22 protein-coding genes are annotated in these 16,463 nt (G+C 60.0%); 4 read left to right on the plus strand and 18 right to left on the minus strand.

Features of this window, described 5'->3' with window-relative positions; all coding sequences use genetic code 11:
• Nucleotides 1–90: 90 nt before the first annotated feature.
• From ACZRKZ_RS15405 to ACZRKZ_RS15450, 10 genes are all read right to left on the minus strand, one after another.
• Nucleotides 91–414, minus strand: a complete 324-nt coding sequence (locus ACZRKZ_RS15405) for a DUF3392 domain-containing protein (RefSeq protein WP_133102446.1) — start codon at nt 412–414, stop codon at nt 91–93.
• An 18-nt stretch (nt 415–432) separates the two neighbouring features.
• Nucleotides 433–1,635, minus strand: a complete 1,203-nt coding sequence (gene hemW, locus ACZRKZ_RS15410) for a radical SAM family heme chaperone HemW (protein WP_463967765.1) — start codon at nt 1,633–1,635, stop codon at nt 433–435.
• Nucleotides 1,632–2,228 (minus strand): RdgB/HAM1 family non-canonical purine NTP pyrophosphatase, encoded by a 597-nt coding sequence (gene rdgB, locus ACZRKZ_RS15415; RefSeq protein WP_463967929.1) that lies wholly within the window; start codon nt 2,226–2,228, stop codon nt 1,632–1,634. Before rdgB ends, hemW begins: the two co-directional genes overlap by 4 nt.
• Nucleotides 2,225–2,659 carry a DUF4426 domain-containing protein gene (locus tag ACZRKZ_RS15420; RefSeq protein ID WP_350614202.1) on the minus strand — a complete coding sequence of 145 codons (435 nt, stop codon included), beginning with the start codon at nt 2,657–2,659 and terminating at the stop codon, nt 2,225–2,227. Before ACZRKZ_RS15420 ends, rdgB begins: the two co-directional genes overlap by 4 nt.
• A gap of 24 nt (nt 2,660–2,683) precedes the next feature.
• Nucleotides 2,684–3,304 carry a methionine biosynthesis protein MetW gene (gene metW, locus ACZRKZ_RS15425; RefSeq protein ID WP_133102442.1) on the minus strand — a complete coding sequence of 207 codons (621 nt, stop codon included), beginning with the start codon at nt 3,302–3,304 and terminating at the stop codon, nt 2,684–2,686.
• 7 nt (nt 3,305–3,311) lie between these two features.
• Nucleotides 3,312–4,451: a homoserine O-succinyltransferase MetX gene (gene metX / locus ACZRKZ_RS15430; RefSeq protein WP_463981994.1), complete on the minus strand. Its 1,140-nt coding sequence runs from the start codon at nt 4,449–4,451 to the stop codon at nt 3,312–3,314.
• A 62-nt stretch (nt 4,452–4,513) separates the two neighbouring features.
• A complete protein-coding gene (locus ACZRKZ_RS15435) occupies nt 4,514–4,807 on the minus strand; it encodes a DUF167 domain-containing protein (RefSeq protein WP_133102440.1) in 294 nt (97 codons plus the stop codon).
• On the minus strand, nt 4,807–5,397 hold the full coding sequence (locus ACZRKZ_RS15440; protein ID WP_463981995.1) for a YggT family protein: 591 nt from the start codon (nt 5,395–5,397) through the stop codon (nt 4,807–4,809). The genes ACZRKZ_RS15435 and ACZRKZ_RS15440 overlap by 1 nt, the downstream gene beginning before the upstream one ends.
• A 9-nt stretch (nt 5,398–5,406) precedes the next feature.
• Nucleotides 5,407–6,225 carry a pyrroline-5-carboxylate reductase gene (gene proC, locus ACZRKZ_RS15445; RefSeq protein WP_463981996.1) on the minus strand — a complete coding sequence of 273 codons (819 nt, stop codon included), beginning with the start codon at nt 6,223–6,225 and terminating at the stop codon, nt 5,407–5,409.
• Between the two features lie 33 nt (nt 6,226–6,258).
• Nucleotides 6,259–6,945, minus strand: coding sequence for a YggS family pyridoxal phosphate-dependent enzyme (locus tag ACZRKZ_RS15450; RefSeq protein WP_463981997.1), 687 nt, complete (start codon nt 6,943–6,945; stop codon nt 6,259–6,261).
• 57 nt (nt 6,946–7,002) lie between these two features.
• Between ACZRKZ_RS15450 and ACZRKZ_RS15455 the strand changes: the two genes are divergently transcribed.
• A complete protein-coding gene (locus tag ACZRKZ_RS15455; RefSeq protein WP_463967768.1) occupies nt 7,003–8,037 on the plus strand; it encodes a type IV pilus twitching motility protein PilT in 1,035 nt (344 codons plus the stop codon).
• A gap of 28 nt (nt 8,038–8,065) precedes the next feature.
• On the opposite strand, the gene ACZRKZ_RS15460 is transcribed toward ACZRKZ_RS15455, so the two are convergent.
• Nucleotides 8,066–8,701, minus strand: a complete 636-nt coding sequence (locus ACZRKZ_RS15460; protein ID WP_149412207.1) for a C40 family peptidase — start codon at nt 8,699–8,701, stop codon at nt 8,066–8,068.
• A gap of 251 nt (nt 8,702–8,952) precedes the next feature.
• On the opposite strand from ACZRKZ_RS15460, the gene ACZRKZ_RS15465 reads away from it, so the two are divergent.
• A complete protein-coding gene (locus ACZRKZ_RS15465; protein ID WP_133102434.1) occupies nt 8,953–9,381 on the plus strand; it encodes an NINE protein in 429 nt (142 codons plus the stop codon).
• 122 nt (nt 9,382–9,503) lie between these two features.
• On the opposite strand, the gene ACZRKZ_RS15470 is transcribed toward ACZRKZ_RS15465, so the two are convergent.
• The 7 genes from ACZRKZ_RS15470 to gshB form a co-directional block, all read right to left on the minus strand.
• On the minus strand, nt 9,504–10,775 hold the full coding sequence (locus ACZRKZ_RS15470; RefSeq protein WP_463967769.1) for a dihydroorotase: 1,272 nt from the start codon (nt 10,773–10,775) through the stop codon (nt 9,504–9,506).
• On the minus strand, nt 10,772–11,776 hold the full coding sequence (locus ACZRKZ_RS15475) for an aspartate carbamoyltransferase catalytic subunit (RefSeq protein ID WP_463967770.1): 1,005 nt from the start codon (nt 11,774–11,776) through the stop codon (nt 10,772–10,774). The genes ACZRKZ_RS15470 and ACZRKZ_RS15475 overlap by 4 nt, the downstream gene beginning before the upstream one ends.
• A gap of 24 nt (nt 11,777–11,800) precedes the next feature.
• A complete protein-coding gene (pyrR, locus tag ACZRKZ_RS15480; RefSeq protein ID WP_463981998.1) occupies nt 11,801–12,307 on the minus strand; it encodes a bifunctional pyr operon transcriptional regulator/uracil phosphoribosyltransferase PyrR in 507 nt (168 codons plus the stop codon).
• Nucleotides 12,308–12,389: 82 nt separating this feature from the next.
• A complete protein-coding gene (gene ruvX, locus ACZRKZ_RS15485) occupies nt 12,390–12,827 on the minus strand; it encodes a Holliday junction resolvase RuvX (protein ID WP_463981999.1) in 438 nt (145 codons plus the stop codon).
• On the minus strand, nt 12,827–13,396 hold the full coding sequence (locus ACZRKZ_RS15490; RefSeq protein ID WP_463982000.1) for a YqgE/AlgH family protein: 570 nt from the start codon (nt 13,394–13,396) through the stop codon (nt 12,827–12,829). The genes ruvX and ACZRKZ_RS15490 overlap by 1 nt, the downstream gene beginning before the upstream one ends.
• Nucleotides 13,397–13,463: 67 nt before the next feature.
• Nucleotides 13,464–14,363, minus strand: a complete 900-nt coding sequence (locus tag ACZRKZ_RS15495) for an energy transducer TonB (protein ID WP_463967773.1) — start codon at nt 14,361–14,363, stop codon at nt 13,464–13,466.
• Nucleotides 14,364–14,440: 77 nt separating this feature from the next.
• The gene (gene gshB, locus ACZRKZ_RS15500) at nt 14,441–15,394 is read right to left on the minus strand and encodes a glutathione synthase (protein WP_463982001.1); all 954 of its coding nucleotides are present in this window, start codon (nt 15,392–15,394) and stop codon (nt 14,441–14,443) included.
• A 238-nt stretch (nt 15,395–15,632) separates the two neighbouring features.
• On the opposite strand from gshB, the gene pilG reads away from it, so the two are divergent.
• On the plus strand, nt 15,633–16,040 hold the full coding sequence (gene pilG, locus ACZRKZ_RS15505; RefSeq protein ID WP_133102426.1) for a twitching motility response regulator PilG: 408 nt from the start codon (nt 15,633–15,635) through the stop codon (nt 16,038–16,040).
• A gap of 46 nt (nt 16,041–16,086) precedes the next feature.
• On the plus strand, nt 16,087–16,452 hold the full coding sequence (pilH, locus tag ACZRKZ_RS15510; protein ID WP_463967775.1) for a twitching motility response regulator PilH: 366 nt from the start codon (nt 16,087–16,089) through the stop codon (nt 16,450–16,452).
• The last annotated feature ends 11 nt before the right edge of the window (nt 16,453–16,463 follow it).

Consider the following 16,463-nt stretch of genomic DNA (forward strand, 5'->3'; position numbering starts at 1 on the left):
ATAACGCAACGTATCTGGTAGTCCGCGTTGTCTGTTCGTTTTTCGCGAGCAAGCTCGCTCCTACAGTTGTGCGTTGGGTTGTTTTTGAGGTCAGCGCCGATCCGCTACAACCCCAATCAACACCAGCACCACCAACAACACTGGCGCCAGGCTGTAGTTGTTGAACTGGCTCAGCCCCCGAACAATCCACGGCGTGGCGTAGATCAACGCGGCGCCACTGCCGATCATGCACACCAGAGCCATCAGCGGTACGCGCAACGCGCCGGCGATGCTACCCATGCGGGCGTCGACCCAGCCCTTGATGTCGGCGCCGAACACCACCAGCAGGCAGCCGACGAGGGCCAGGGAGATTTCCGACAGGTTGCTGCGGCTCCAGCGGGATACGGTGGCGAGCAGGTCGAGTACCAAATCCATTCGATTTCCTTAGAGCTATCAGCTCAAAAACTTCTGCAGCAGGTCATTGAGAAAGAGTTGCCCGCGGTCGGTGGCCGCCAGGCGTGACGGTTCGACCTGCAATAAGCCACTTTGTTCTGCCTCTCGGCGGGCTTCACTGAGGCTGGCCAGGTCCAGGCCGGTGCGCTCGGTGTAGAGCCTGGCTTCGACGCCGTCGGTGAGGCGCAGGGCGTTCATCAGGAACTCGAACGGCAACTCATCATTGGTCAGTTCTTTCGAGCCGGCCTGGAAGTTTTTTGTCGGGTTGAGGTAGTCCTTGGGCAGGCGGGTTTTCCAGGTGCGCACGATGCGCCCGTCTGGATGGCTGAGCTTGCCGTGGGCGCCGGCGCCGATGCCGATAAAGTCGCCGAAACTCCAGTAATTGAGGTTGTGCCGCGCCGGCCGGCCCGTCTGGGCGTAGGCCGAGACTTCATATTGGGCGTAACCGTGTTCGGCCAGCAGGGCTTGGCCTGCCTCCTGGATATCCCACAAGGTGTCGTCTTCCGGCAGTGTCGGCGGCTGGTTCCAGAACACTGTGTTGGGTTCCAGGGTCAGTTGATACCACGACAGGTGTGTGGGTTTGAGGGCGATGGCCTGGCGCAGGTCGTCCAGGGCGTCATCCAGGGACTGATCGGGCAAGCCGTGCATCAGGTCCAGGTTGAAGTTGTCGAACCCTGCCCGACGCGCCATACCGGCGGCACGTATGGCTTCGTCACCATTGTGGATTCGGCCCAGGGCCTTGAGCTTTTCCTGCTGGAAGCTCTGGATGCCAATGGACAGTCGATTGATTCCCAGCTTGCGATAAGCCACGAACTTCTCTTGCTCGAAGGTTCCGGGATTGGCTTCCAGGGTAATCTCGATGTCGCAGGCAAACGGGATACGTTGTTCCACGCCCTTGAGCAGCCGGCCCAGCGCGGCTGCGCTGAACAGGCTGGGGGTGCCGCCGCCGAAGAAGATCGAACTCAGTTCGCGACCGTAAACGGCGTGCAGGTCCTGATCAAGGTCAGCCAGCAAGGCATCGACGTACTCTTCTTCCGGCAACACGGGGCTGGCGGTGTGGGAGTTGAAGTCGCAATAGGGACATTTACGCACGCACCACGGGATGTGGATGTACAGCGCCAGGGGCGGCAGGTGAGGCAGGGCCGCCCGAGGTGTTTGCGCGCCACCGAGGATCAGTGGCTGCGCAGAGGTATTCTGGATCATTTCAGGCCCAGACGCTGGCGCAGCAAATCCATTGCACGGGCGCGGTGGCTGATCTGGTTCTTGTCTGCCGGGCTCAGCTCGGCGCTTGAGCAATCGCGCTCTGGTACCCAGAACAGCGGGTCATAACCAAAACCGTGGGCACCGCTGGCCGCATGCAGGATGCGCCCGTGCCACAGGCCTTCGCAGAGGATCGGCAACGGGTCGTCAGCGTGACGCACCAAGGCCAGCACACAGACGAACTGTGCGCCGCGCTCGGCGTCGGGCACGTCCTTGAGTACGTCCAGCAGCTTGGCGTTGTTCGCCGCATCGCCTTGGCCATCGGCATAACGGGCTGAATAAATGCCCGGCGCACCGCCAAGAAAGTCCACCGCCAGCCCCGAATCGTCCGCCAGGGCCGGTAGGCCCGAGATGCGCGAAGCATTGCGGGCCTTGAGGATGGCGTTCTCGACGAATGACAGGCCGGTCTCTTCCGGTTCGACGGTGCTGAACTCGCCAATCGAGCGCAGTTGCACCGACTCGCCGAGCATGGCCTGGAGTTCTTTGAGTTTGCCGGCGTTATGGCTGGCCAGTACGAGTTGCGTGAGGTTCATTATTCAGCCGGAAACAGTTCTTGGTTGAAACTGAAACCGTGGGCTTTGCCGCCGGTTTCAACGTTGATGGTGAAAACCCGTATTTCTTGCTGCGGCACCGGGTATTGGGCGAGGTAATAAATCGCCCCCTTTTCAGTAATCTGCTTGAAGCTCAGAGGCACGCTCTTGCCGCTCAACTCTTTGATCGTACCGCTGACCTGCGCGGTTAACGGAGTGCCGCCCTTGATCACAGAAACGTTGATCACGCCCTGCTGCTTGCTGCGCACCAGCTCAACCGCCTGGGCCACATCGGGTTGCAAAAAGGTGGAATTGAAGGTGCTGTAGTGAACGGTGATATCACCAAACACTTCCTTGCGCTCACCCTTGATAACGTCGGCGGCCATGGCCGTGACGCTTAGGCACGCGGTGAGTAGAAAAACAGCCAGGCGACTCATGATCGTCCTCCTTAAATAGGGTTGTTAGATGGCAATCTGATGGTCTGTCAGGCCCGGACTGCTGACCCGGTAAATCCCGATCTCACCCAACAGATTAGGCCATAGCTTACTGGCCCACCCGTGGCGGTGCTGTTGGTCGACAGCAAGGCGGTTGATGACTTTGGCTTCGCGCTCACTGCACAGCGCTTCGAAATCCTCGAAGGTGCAGAAGTGGATGTTCGGCGTGTTGTACCAAGTGTACGGCAGGAAATCCGACACTGGCATCCGGCCCTTGCTGGCCAGGTACCAGCGGCAGCGCCAGTGGCCGAAATTGGGGAAGGTGATGATGCACTGGCGGCCTACCCGCAACATTTCGTCGAGAATCCGGTCCGGGTAGTGCACGGCTTGCAGGGCCTGGGTCATGACCACGATATCGAAACTGTTGCTGGCGAAGTTGCCCAGCCCCTTGTCCAGATCCTGCTCGATGACGTTGATGCCCTTGGCCACGCACTGGGCAATGTTGTCCGGGTCGTTTTCCAGGCCATAGCCGGTGACTTGCTTGTTGTCCCGCAGCCAGCTCAGCAGTTCGCCATCGCCGCAACCCAGGTCGAGTACGCGGCTGCCGGCGGGGATCCAGTCTTGGATGATTTCCAGGTCGGCTCTCATGGCGTTCTCACAGTTTTATGCGGTTCATGTAGTGGGTGAACGCTTGCAGGTAGCGCGGGATCGGGATCAGGAAGGCGTCGTGGCCCTGCGGCGCGTCGATCTCCAGGTAACAGACGTCTTTCTTCGCGGCCATCAGTGCATTCACCAACTCCCGCGAGCGGGCCGGGGAGAAGCGCCAGTCGGTGGTGAACGACATTACGCAGAACTTGGATGTGGCATTGGCGAAGGTTTTCGCCAGGTCATCGTCGAAGTTCGCCGCCGGATCGAAGTAGTCCAGAGCCTTGGTCATCAGCAGGTAGGTGTTGGCGTCGAAACGCCCGGAAAACTCTTCGCCCTGATAGCGCAGGTAACTTTCGACCTGGAACTCGACGCTGTGGAAGTCGTAGTTGAGCTTCTCGCTCTTCAAGCCGCGGCCGAATTTCTCGCCCATGGAGTCATCCGACAGGTAAGTGATGTGTCCCACCATCCGCGCCAGCATCAGCCCGCGCTTGGGAATCACGCCAGCTTCCTGGAACGAACCGCCGTGGAACTCGGGGTCGGTGAGGATCGCCTGGCGTGCCACTTCGTTGAAGGCGATGTTCTGCGCCGACAACTTGGGCGCCGAGGCAATGGCCAGGCAATGGCGCACCCGATCCGGATAAGTGATGGTCCATTGCAGGGCTTGCATGCCGCCCAGGCTGCCGCCGATCACCGCTGCCCATTGGCCGATGCCCAGCAGATCAGCGAGGCGCGCCTGGCTGTGAACCCAATCTTCCACGGTCAGCACCGGGAAGTCGGCGCCGAACGGTCGGCCAGTCTCCGGATTGAGGCTGCTGGGGCCGGTTGAGCCGTTGCAACCGCCGAGGTTGTTCAGGCTGACCACGAAGAACTTGTTGGTGTCGATAGGCTTGCCAGGGCCGATGCAGCTGTCCCACCAGCCTGGCTTGCGCTCGTCGACGTTGTGGAAACCGGCTGCGTGATGGTGGCCGGACAGGGCGTGGCAGATCAGCACGGCGTTGCTGGCCGTGGCGTTCAGTTCGCCATAGGTTTCGTAGATCAGGTCGTAGGCTGGCAGCGAACGGCCGCAGGCCAGGGCCAGCGGTTCGCTGAAGTGCGCCACTTGTGGCACGACCAGTCCAACAGAATCGGGGGGAAAGGCAGTTGGCATCGACCCTGCTCTCGTTTAAATGAGGAGTAAGTCTAAAGAGCGGGGACCCCAGCGGCAAGTGATCAGGCCGGTCGCACCAACCCCGGCAAGTCCGGCAGCTTTTTAGGCGCCTTCAGCCGAACCCGTTTCTGCCGGTTCAACTCGCCACTGATCAGGCTGACCTGGCTTTTTGGGATACCGAACGCCTTGCCCAGAAACGCCATCAGATAGGCATTAGCCTTGCCCTCCACTGGCGGGGCGGTGAGGCGGATCTTCAGGCGTTCGCCGTGCAGGCCCGCGAACTCATTGCTGCGGGCTGCAGGTTGCAGGTGACAATCCAGAATCAGATCGTCACCGTCCCAGCGGAAATAGCTCATCAGATCAGCAGGCGCAGAATGTCTGGCATTTGGGTCATGGCCGCCAGATTGTTGATTACCAGCATATCCAGCAGTTTAAGCGCCATGAAGGCGAGGATCGGCGAAATATCCAGGCCACCCAGGTTCGGTATGATCTTGCGGAACGGCGCCAGGGCAGGCTCACAGATCTGGTTGACCAGTTCGGCGCCAGGGTTATGGCTGCCCGGAGCGACCCAGGACAGGATCACACTGATGATCAGGGCAAAGAAGAAGATCTTCAGGAACAGCGCGGTCACACCGATCAGGGACCAGGCCACCAACTGCAGGAAATTGCCGGTAGTGCCGTAGGTCAGCAGCAACGTCAGGGCCATCAGCGCCAACTGCACCAGGATCGCCAGCACCAGCGAGGACATGTCTAGGCCGAACAGGCTCGGGATCACTCGGCGCAATGGCTTGAGCAGCGGCTGCGTAGCCTTCACGGCGAATTGGCAGAGTGGGTTGTAGAAGTTTGCCCGTACCAGTTGCAGGACAAAACGCAACAGCACGATCAGCAAGTACAGACTGCCGAGGGTTTGCAGCACGTAGACGGCTGCGGTGTTCAAACCAATCATGTTGGCTCCTTATTGACCTAGTTGTTCGGCCATCTCGGCCGAGCGGTGCGCGGCGGCGCCCAATGCTTTTTCCACCAGGGCTTCAAAGCCCCCGGCCTGGAACGATTCGATAGCGGCTTGTGTGGTACCACCCGGCGAGGTCACGCGACGGCGCAGTTCGGCGGCATCGACATCACTCGCCACCGCCATGTGCGCGGCGCCCAGCGCGGTTTGAAGGGTCAGTTGCTCGGCAGTTTTCCGAGGCAGGCCAAGCTTCACGCCGGCGGTGGTCATCGCTTCAATCAGCAGGAAGAAGTACGCAGGACCACTGCCGGATACGGCGGTGACGGCGTCCAGTTGTTGCTCTTGTTCCAGCCACAGGGCAATGCCGACAGCCGACAACAGCTCTTGCGCCTGATCACGTTGTGCCGCGCTAACTTCGCTGGTGGCATACAACCCGCTCACACCCTGACGCAGCAGCGCCGGGGTATTGGGCATGCAGCGCACAATCGGCTGGGCCCCGAGCCAGTTGTTCATGCTGGCACAAGTGATGCCGGCGGCGATGGAGACCACCAGTTGATGGGGTTTGAGGCTCGGGCGCAGGCTTTCGCATACGGCTTTCATGGCCTGTGGCTTGACCGCCAACACGATCACGTCGACGCCTTGAATGGCCTCGGCGTTGTCGGCGAAGACTTCGATGCCGTGTTCAGCACTGACGCGGGCGCGGGTCTCGGTACCAGGGTCGCTGGCGCGAATCCGGTCCGCTTCCAGGCCCTTGGCCCGCAGGCCGCCGATCAGGCTGGCCGCCATGTTACCGGCGCCGACAAAGGCAATACGCGTGTTGCTCATGACAGGTCCTTACTCAGATGGAAGACAGCCATTTCACGGCTGGCCGTAGTCGCGGGCGCCAAACAGGGCGGTACCGATCCGCACCCAGGTGGCGCCTTGGGCGATGGCCGACTCAAGGTCGTGGCTCATGCCCATGGAAAGTGTGTCCAGTGGCAGGTTCAGGCTTGCTTGCAGATCGCGTACAGCTGAGAACGCGGCGTCCTGGGCTACCCGATCTTCAGACGGCTCGGGAATCGCCATCAAACCGCGCAGCTTCAGACGGGGCAGGGCGCTTATCGCTTCGGCCAGTGCCGGCAAATCTGCGGGTGTACAGCCGGATTTAGTGTCTTCGCCACTGACGTTGACCTGAATGCAAATATTCAGCGGCGGCAGGTTGGCCGGACGTTGCTCGGACAGGCGTTGTGCGATTTTCAGGCGGTCCACGGAATGCACCCAAGCGAAATTCTCGGCGATCGCACGAGTCTTGTTCGATTGAATGGGGCCAATGAAGTGCCAACTCAAGGGTAGGTCGGTTAATTCCAGTTGTTTACCGAGCGCTTCCTGCAGATAGTTCTCGCCAAAGTCGCACATCCCGGCGGCATAGGCTTCGCGCACGGCTTGCGCGGGTTTGGTCTTGCTGACGGCCAGCAGGTGGATGCTGTGTTCGTCGCGCTGTACGGCCTGGGCCGCCGCGCGGATCCGGTCACTAACCAGGCCGATGTTGTCTGCTATCGTCGACATTCAAGATGCGCCCGTGGATATGGAGTCCGCGGCATTCTACTGGAAATGGAAAGCCCTATGGATATCACTCAATTGCTGGCTGCAAGCGTCAGCCAAGGCGCGTCCGACCTGCATCTGTCGGCCGGGCTGGCGCCGATGGTGCGGGTCGATGGCGAGGTTCGTGCGCTCGACTGGCCGGTGCTGAGCTCTACGCAAGTTGTGGATCTGCTCAGCCCTTTACTCAACAAACACCAGCAAAAGGATTTCGAAATATCTCTTGAAACGGATTTTGCCTTCGAGTTGCCCGACGTGGCGCGCTTTCGGGTGAATGTCTTTCAGCAGCATCGGGGCGTTGGGGCGGTGTTTCGCGCTATTCCGTCAAAGGTCCAGAGCCTGGAAAGCCTGGGGTTGGGCGAGGTGTTTCGGCGGATCGCTGATCTACCCCGGGGGCTGGTATTGGTAACCGGCCCTACCGGCTCCGGGAAATCCACTACCCTGGCGGCGATGATCGATTACCTCAACAACCACCGTCATCAACACATCCTTACCCTTGAAGACCCCATCGAATTTGTCCACCAGCCGAAAAACGCCCTGATCAACCAGCGGCAGATGCATCGCGATACCCATAGCTTTTCGACAGCCTTGCGCTCGGCACTGCGCGAAGACCCTGACGTCATCCTGGTGGGCGAGATGCGCGACCTGGAAACCATCCGCCTGGCGCTGACCGCGGCGGAAACCGGGCACTTGGTGTTCGGCACCCTACACACCTCGTCGGCGGCGAAAACCGTGGACCGGGTGGTGGATGTGTTTCCGGGCGGGGAAAAGGCCATGGTCCGCTCAATGCTCTCGGAGTCATTGCAGGCGGTGGTGTCACAAGTGTTGATCAAGAAGATCGGCGGCGGACGGGTGGCGGCCCATGAAATTATGCTCGGCACACCAGCGATCCGTAACCTGATCCGCGAGGACAAGGTGGCGCAGCTGTATTCGGCGATTCAGACGGGTGGGGCGTTGGGAATGAAGACGTTGGACATGAGCTTGAAGGCGTTGGTCAGCCAGGGTCTGATCAGTCGCGAGGATGCGCGGGAGAAAGCGAGGGTACCTGGGGAACTGTAGGAGCGAGCTTGCTCCTACAGTAAGCCGATCAGCGCTGCACAATCCGCAGATTGTTCTGTTCTTTAGGCAGCACGCGCTTGGCAATCACGTAGTTCTTGTCCCAGAACGGTTTTTTCAGCGTGTCGATGCTGACCGACTTGCCACGGCGTGGTGCGTGGATGAAGCGGTCGTTGCCCAGGTAGATGGCAACATGATTGACCTGGCGGCTCTTGAGTTTGAAGAACAGCAGGTCGCCCGGTTTCAGGTCCTTGCGATCAACCTTTTGCCCGTGGCCGTTGGCCATGGCATTGGAGGTGCGCGGCAAATCAACCGCGGCAACATCATTAAATGCATATTTCACCAAGCCGCTGCAGTCGAACCCTTTACTTGGGCTGCTGCCGCCCCAACGATAAGGAGTGCCGAGCACGTTGACGGCGCGGCTCAAGACGGTACTGCTTTGCTTGGTATTGACCGCTATCAGGCCGGGTGTTGCTTTACCGTGGGCCTTGCTCAGTTGAGTCGGGCGCTTGACAGTCAGCTTTACCGATTTGGCGGAGCTGGTAGTGGCATGAACTTTAGGGGTGAAACCGTTAACGTTCGGAAGTCGTTGCTCACGATTGGTGGCGTGGGCGGCCAGTGGCATTAATAGGCAAATGGTTAGCCATGTCTTGAAAAATGGTCGCATTAGGCAAGGCTCTATATGGGTTTGCGCGCAACTTTATAACAGCTTTTTGTGTCGTTCTCAGGCCGTCTGTCGACTGAACCTTGGGGTCAAACTCAGGAAAACCGCGACGAACTGCCGCAATTGTCCTACACAAGTCAGGTGGTACAGGGCTTTGAGGGAAGCGACGATACCATTTGCCATACGTCGGGTGTCTGTAAAAAAGTCACAAAGAAACCAGAAATATTTATCTATCGAGACAAAAGAGGTCATTTATGAACACCTATCGACAGGATGTTTCGCAGCAAGACACCCACAGCAAGGTGATCGGTTACCTGCTCTGGATTTTGGGCTTTACGGGTGCTCACCGCTTCTATTACGGCAAACCAGTGACCGGCACGATCTGGTTTTTCACCTTGGGCCTGTTGGGGATTGGCTGGTTGATTGACCTGTTCCTGATTCCGGCCATGGATCGGGAAGCGGACCTGCGTTTCACCGCTGGTCCCATTGAATATAATGTCGCCTGGATTTTGCTGACGTTCCTTGGGGTGTTTGGTTTGCACAGGATGTATCAGGGCAAATGGCTTACCGGTCTCCTTTATCTGCTGACCGGTGGTTTGTTCCTGATTGGCGTGCTGTATGACTTCTGGACGCTGAATACGCAGATTTCGATTCGCAATGCCGAGCGGCTTGGCGGTCGATAACAGCTACGGCGGTTTCTGTCTTCAAAGTGTGTAGATACTTATGGTGCGATAGCAGTGTGTCAGTCCACATTTCGGGTATCTGACACTCCGCTATCGCGCTCCCACATTGACCGAGTAGGTCATCAAGCCTGGTAGCTGATCCGCCCATCCATGAAGGTGTATCGCACATTCGCCGGCAAACTGTGACCGATGAACGGGCAGTTTTCGCCTTTGGACAGCCAGTGCTCCCCGGCAACCGTGGAGCTGGCCGGATCAAACAGCACCAGATCCGCCGCCGAACCCACTTCCAGCTTACCCGCCGGCAGGCGCAACGCTTGCGCAGGGCCTGAGCTCAAGCGCGCCAACAGCGTTGGCAAGTCCAGCAAGCCATCTTCCACCAACGTCATCGCCAACGGCAGCAGCAATTCAACACTGCTGATTCCAGGCTCTGTCGCGCCGAACGGCGCCATCTTGGCATCCCGCTCGTGAGGCTGGTGATGGCTAGAAATCGCCGAAATCACCCCGGATTTTACCGCCGCCCGCAAACCATCACGATCAGCACGAGTGCGCAGTGGCGGCTGCACGTGGTACAGGCTGGAAAAGTCGATCAGTGCTTCATCCGTCAAAATCAGCTGATACAGCGCCACATCCGCCGTCACCGGCAAACCGCGAGCTTGTGCCTGAGCGATCAGTGCCACGCCCCGTGCACTGGTCAACTGGCTGAAGTGCGCCCGCACGCCGCTTTGTTCCACCAGCAGCAGGTCCCGGGCCAAGGCCACGGTTTCTGCGGTTTCCGGGATGCCCGCCAGGCCGAGGAAGCTGGCGGTGGGGCCTTCGTGGGCCAGGCCGCCTTCGGCCAGGTCGCGGTCTTGGGAGTGGAAAATCACCGTCAGGTCGAAGGTGGCTGCATATTCCAGGGCGCGGCACAGGGTGCGGGTGCTGCGAAAACTCTCCAGGCCATTGCCGAAGGCCACGCAACCGGCGTCGCGCAGGGCGATCAGCTCGGCCAGCCGTTCGCCGTCCAGGCCTTTGCTCAGGGCGCCGATGGGGAAGACCTTGCAGTTGCCGGCTTCGCGGGCGCGGTCGAGGATCAGTTCGGTCACGGCCGAGGTGTCCAGCACCGGCTTGGTGTGCGGCGGGCAGCACAGGCTGGTGACGCCACCGGCGGCGGCTGCGCGGGTTTCACTGGCGATGCTGCCTTTGCGGCTGTAACCCGGTTCGCGCAGGGCGACACTCAGATCCACCAGCCCAGGCGCGGCGACCAAGCCTTTGGCGTCGATGGTCTTGACGGCGCTGAAGCCGCTGGGTGCGGCGCCGATGGCAATGATCTTGCCGGCTTCCAGGTGCAAATCGCTGACTTGATCCAGGCCACTGGCGGGATCGATGACGCGGGCGCCGAGGATGCTGATCTTCACTGGGCGTTCTCCTGCTCGAATTGACGTTGTGCGGTTTGCCCGCTCATGGCCATGGACAATACCGCCATACGTACGGCGATGCCGTAGGTGACCTGGTTGAGAATCACCGACTGCGGCCCGTCGGCCACTGCCGACTCAATCTCCACACCACGGTTGATCGGGCCAGGGTGCATGACAATGGCATCCGGTTTGGCGCCGGCCAGGCGCGCGGTGGTCAGGCCGAACAGGCGGTAGAACTCACCTTCGCTGGGCAGCAGGCCGCCGGACATGCGTTCGCGTTGCAGGCGCAGCATGATCACCACATCGACGTCTTTCAGGCCTTCGACCATGTCGGTGTAGACCTTAACGCCATATTGCTCGATGCCAATGGGCAGCAGGGTTTTTGGCGCGATCACCCGGATATCCGGGCAGCCAAGGGTTTTCAGGGCCAGCATGTTCGAGCGCGCTACCCGCGAGTGCAGGATGTCGCCGACGATGGCCACCGAGAGATTTTCGAAGCCACCCTTGTGTCGACGGATGGTCAGCATGTCGAGCATACCCTGGGTTGGGTGGGCGTGACGGCCATCGCCGCCGTTGATGATCGCCACCTGCGGGCATACGTGTTCGGCGATGAAGTGCGCCGCGCCCGAGTCACCGTGCCGCACGACGAACATGTCGGCGGCCATGGCTTCGAGGTTGCGCAGGGTGTCGAGCAGGGTTTCGCCCTTGCTTGCCGACGATGTGGAGATGTTCAACGTGATGACATCTGCCGACAAGCGCTGGGCCGCCAGTTCAAAGGTGGTGCGGGTGCGGGTGGAATTCTCGAAGAACACGTTGCATAGGGTCTTGCCCCGCAGCAGCGGGACCTTTTTCACCGCCCGGCCGCCGACTTCAAGGAACGAGTCGGCGGTGTCGAGGATTTCGGTGAGCAGTTTGCGGGGCAAACCGTCGAGGGACAAAAAGTGGCGCAGCTGGCCCTGAGCATTGAGCTGCAGCGGGCGCTTGGTATCTGGAGGCGTCATCGCGGGGACTCTTTACAAGGAGGGTTAAAGGGCAAGCTCTTGCAGTTCGAGTTTGAGCGGCGCAGGGCCGGACAATTTTACCCGTTGCTGAGCGCCCAGCGACAAGGTGGCGCCGACCACGTCCGGGCTGATGGGCAACTCGCCAGCGTCTAGGTCCAGCAGGCAGACCAGGGTCACGCTGGCCGGGCGGCCGTAGTCGAACAGTTCGTTGAGGGCGGCGCGGATGGTGCGGCCGCTCATCAGCACATCATCGATCAGCACCAAGTGCTGGCCTTCGATCTCGAAGGGCAGGGCCGAAGGGCGCACTTGCGGGTGCAGGCCGTTCTGGCTGAAGTCGTCGCGATAGAAGGACACGTCCAGGGTGCCAAGGGGCGAGTCGTTGCCCAACTCTTCCAGCAACGCCTGGGCCACCCAGATGCCGCCGGTGCGAATGCCGATAAAGCGCGGCTCGCGGATGGCGCGGTGTTCCAAGTGTGCCGTAAGGCTTGACGCCATTTGGCGGATAAGTTCGGCGGGATTGGGCAGGCTCATGGTGGCTCCTTCAAGGCCTTGCACGGCAGGGTGTCGGCAAGGTGCGGGCTCAAATGTAAGAAGACGCGGCAAGCCGCGTCAGTCAGGATTCAAATAAAGCGGTATTTTCGTCCAGCCAGCCTTGCAGCAGCAGGGCGGCCGCAATGGCGTCTACCGGGTTGTCACGGTAGCTGCCTTTTTGCCCGCCACGGGCCAGGCGTTCGCCCTTGGCTTCGAAGGTGGTCAGGCGTTCGTCGTGGGTATAGAAGGGCAGGTTGTAGCGACCATTGAGGCGCCGGGCGAATTTTTCGGCCCGCAGGCACATGTCGCTCGAGGTGCCGTCCATGTTCAGCGGCAAGCCCACCACCACGGCGTCGGGTTTCCATTCCTTGATCAGGGCTTCGACCTGGTTCCAGTCAGGTATGCCGTTTTGGGCTTTCAAGGTGCACAGTTCGCGGGCCTGGCCGGTGATCACCTGGCCGACGGCGACGCCGATCTGTTTGGTGCCGTAGTCAAAACCGAGGATAAGACGCAGGGCCATCAGGCGTGCCCCGCCTGGCTGGTCAATAGGCTGAGATTGACGCCCAACCTTGCCGCCGCGGCTTCAAGGCGCAGTTCGCTGGCGGTATTGAACAGAATGTCAGCATCGAACGGGCAGGTCAGCCAGGCGTTGTTGGCCAGTTCGTCTTCCAGTTGTCCTGCGTCCCAGCCGGCATAACCCAGGGTAATCAGGCTCTGCTGTGGCCCGACGCCATCGGCGATGGCGAACAGCACGTCCTGGGAGGTGGACAGGGACAGCCCGTCGAGATCCACAGTGGCCTGGAATTTGGGCCCCGTAGGGTGCAGCACGAATCCCCGGTCAGTCTGCACCGGCCCGCCGATGTAGATCGGCACGCCCTGGCTGTTGGTCGGCGGCTCGATGTCTGGGCGCAACTGCTCAAGGATGTCGGCCAGGCTCAGGTGCTGTGGGCGATTGACCACCAGCCCCATGGCACCATTGGCCGTGTGCTCGACGATATAGGTCAAGGTCTGCGCAAAGTTCGGGTCGGCCATATGGGGCATGGCGATCAGGAATTGGTGCTTGAGGTAGGTCGGGCTGACATTTTTCATGTTCGCTAGTGTGGCGTTGGAGGGGCGAACTGACAAGCTGAGGATGTGCAGGAAATCAGCATGGCAGTCAATTGCTGGACAACCGATCCCCCTTGGCAAAGCGCCAGGTGCGGATGATTTCCAGTCGATCAATGTCCGCGAGGTCCCCGGTAAAGGGGGCAAACGGTGCTGCCAGACGGACAATCCGCTGCGCCGCCTGGTCCAGCATCGGCTGGCCGGACGACTCCAGCACCAGCACTTCATATAAAGAGCCGTCGCGATTGATCGACACCAGCAGGCGTAAATTGCCGTAAATCTGCTGGCGCCTGGCTTCGTCCGGATAGTTCAGGTTGCCGATGCGCTCGACCTTCTTGCGCCATTCGTCCTTATACCAGGCGCCTTTGTCGCGCATGGTCGAGGCGGCGTTCAGGCGATAAATACGTGGGCGCTTGGCGTACAACTGCTGCTCGGCGGCCAATTCTGCTTCCAGGCTGGAGATTTCGCTGGAGAGTTGGGAGCTGTCGAAGGTTGGCGCTGGTTTGCTGGGAGCCGGCTCGGTCTTCACCGTTTCGCGCTGGGTCACGGCTTTTTGCGGTTTAGGTGCGACGGTGGCAACGGCGGCCTTCGGCGCGGCCTGCTTGACCTCAGGCTTGGGGGCCGGCGGTGGAGTGACCTTATTGACCTTGTTGTCCTGGAACGGCGCGACTTTGGTGGTCTTGGGCACCGCCTTCTTGTCCAGGGTGCCGCTGCCTTGCTGATTGTCCTGGGCGAGGAAGTCAGCCTTTTCCGGCTTCTTTTCGCTTTTGAAGGTGGCGAGGGTGATTTCCAGGGTTTTGCTGATCTGCTTGGGTTCGGCGAAGGTGAAGCCCAGGCCGAGGATCAGAGCCAAATGAATCAACGCCGCCAGAAAAAGGGTAAATCCGAGCCGATCAGCCGGGCGCACGCCGCTGTGGGAGAGTTCGGGGGGCAGTTCGGACGGGAGCGTCATAACAGGAAAACCAACATCGCGCATTTCACAGGTGGGGCATGATAACGCAATGTCGGTTTGTGTCTGGCTGTTCTATGTCACTTAGCTTTTAGCTTTTGGTCGATAGCCGCCATCAGCATTTCACCGATATTAGTGCCAAAGGCATTGTCGATTTCACGAATGCAGGTCGGGCTGGTGACGTTGATTTCCGTGAGGTTCTCGCCAATCACGTCAAGGCCAACAAACAGCAGGCCTTTTTCGCGCAGGGTCGGGCCGACTTGGGCGGCAATCCAGCGATCCTTGTCCGTCAACGGACGGGCCTCACCGCGACCGCCGGCGGCCAGGTTGCCACGGGTCTCACCCGCTGCCGGAATCCGCGCCAGGCAATAGTCCACCGGCTCGCCGTCGATCATCAGGATGCGCTTGTCGCCGTCCTTGATCGCTGGGATATAGGCCTGGGCCATGATTTGCTGGCTGCCCAGCGCCGTCAGGGTTTCCAGGATCACTGACAGGTTCGGGTCGCCGGCACGATGCCGGAAGATCGAGGTGCCGCCCATACCGTCCAGGGGTTTAAGGATCACATCACCGTGCTTGGCGGCAAACTCACGCAGTACATCGGCGCGGCGGCTGACTACGGTGGGCGGCGTGCACTGCGGGAACAGCGTGGAGAACAGCTTTTCGTTGCAGTCGCGCAGGCTCTGGGGCTTGTTGACGATCAGCACACCGGCACGCTCTGCCTGCTCCAGCAGGTAGGTGGAGTAGACGAACTCCATGTCGAAGGGCGGGTCCTTGCGCATCAGGATCACGTCCAGGTCGCTCAGGGGGCTGTCAATTTCGGCGCCCAGTTCGAACCACTTCTCAGGGTTGGCAAACACCTGCAGCGGGCGCATCCGTGCCCGAGCTTCCCCTTCGGCCTGATAAAGATCACGCTGTTCCATATAGAACAGGGTCCAGCCGCGGGCCTGGGCGGCCAGCAGCATGGCCAGCGAGCTATCCTTTTTATAGGAGATGCTGGCGATAGGGTCCATGACAATGCCGACGCGAACGCTCATGGGGGATTTCCTCTAGCAAATAAGGGCGCATAAAAGTGGCGTCAGAGTGGCGCTGTGGGTGTTGTGGGTCAAGGAAAAACCACCTTGCCGGTCGGCTGATAGATTGCCTCACCAGTCTGTGCTAAAAAGGCTGCCATGGCGTGTTGGCCCTTGAACCGCAAGGGTTTTGGCGCTCGTCCCTTGCAACATCAGGCAGTGCACACCGAAACCGATTCGCTGTGGCGAGGGTAGAGCAGATATGGAACAGCATTCCAGCGCCTTGAAAGTGATGGTGATCGACGATTCGAAGACGATTCGCCGCACCGCTGAAACACTGTTGAAGAACGTAGGGTGCGAAGTCATCACGGCCATCGACGGTTTCGATGCCTTGGCCAAGATCGTTGATCATCACCCGCACATTATCTTTGTCGACATCATGATGCCGCGCCTGGATGGCTATCAGACCTGCGCTCTGGTCAAGAATCACCCGTCGTTCAAGGCGATACCGGTGATCATGCTGTCTTCCAAGGACGGTCTGTTCGACAAGGCCAAGGGACGCATCGTCGGCTCTGATCAGTTTTTGACCAAGCCTTTCAGCAAGGAAGAACTGCTGAGCGCGATCAAGGCGTATGTGCCGGGTTTCGCTGCAGTAGAACAAGCACATTGACGCAGGCCCATATGGGCTTGCATCGACCAATGTAGTGGGGAAAACCATGGCACGTATTCTGATCGTCGACGATTCGCCGACTGAAATGTACAAACTGACCGGCATGCTGGAAAAGCACGGTCACGAGGTCCTCAAGGCCGTAAACGGTGGTGATGGCGTAGCGCTTGCCCGCCAGGAAAAGCCAGACGCGGTGCTGATGGATATCGTCATGCCGGGTCTCAACGGCTTCCAGGCGACGCGCCAGTTGACCAAGGACCCGGAAACCGGCCATATCCCGGTGATCATCATTACCACCAAGGATCAGGAAACCGACAAGGTTTGGGGCACGCGCCAAGGCGCCAAGGATTACCTGACCAAACCGGTGGATGAAGAGACCCTGATCGCCACCCTGAACAAGGTGTTGATCGGCTGACGGCACGCTCC

The organism is Pseudomonas sp. c313, assembly GCF_055407145.1.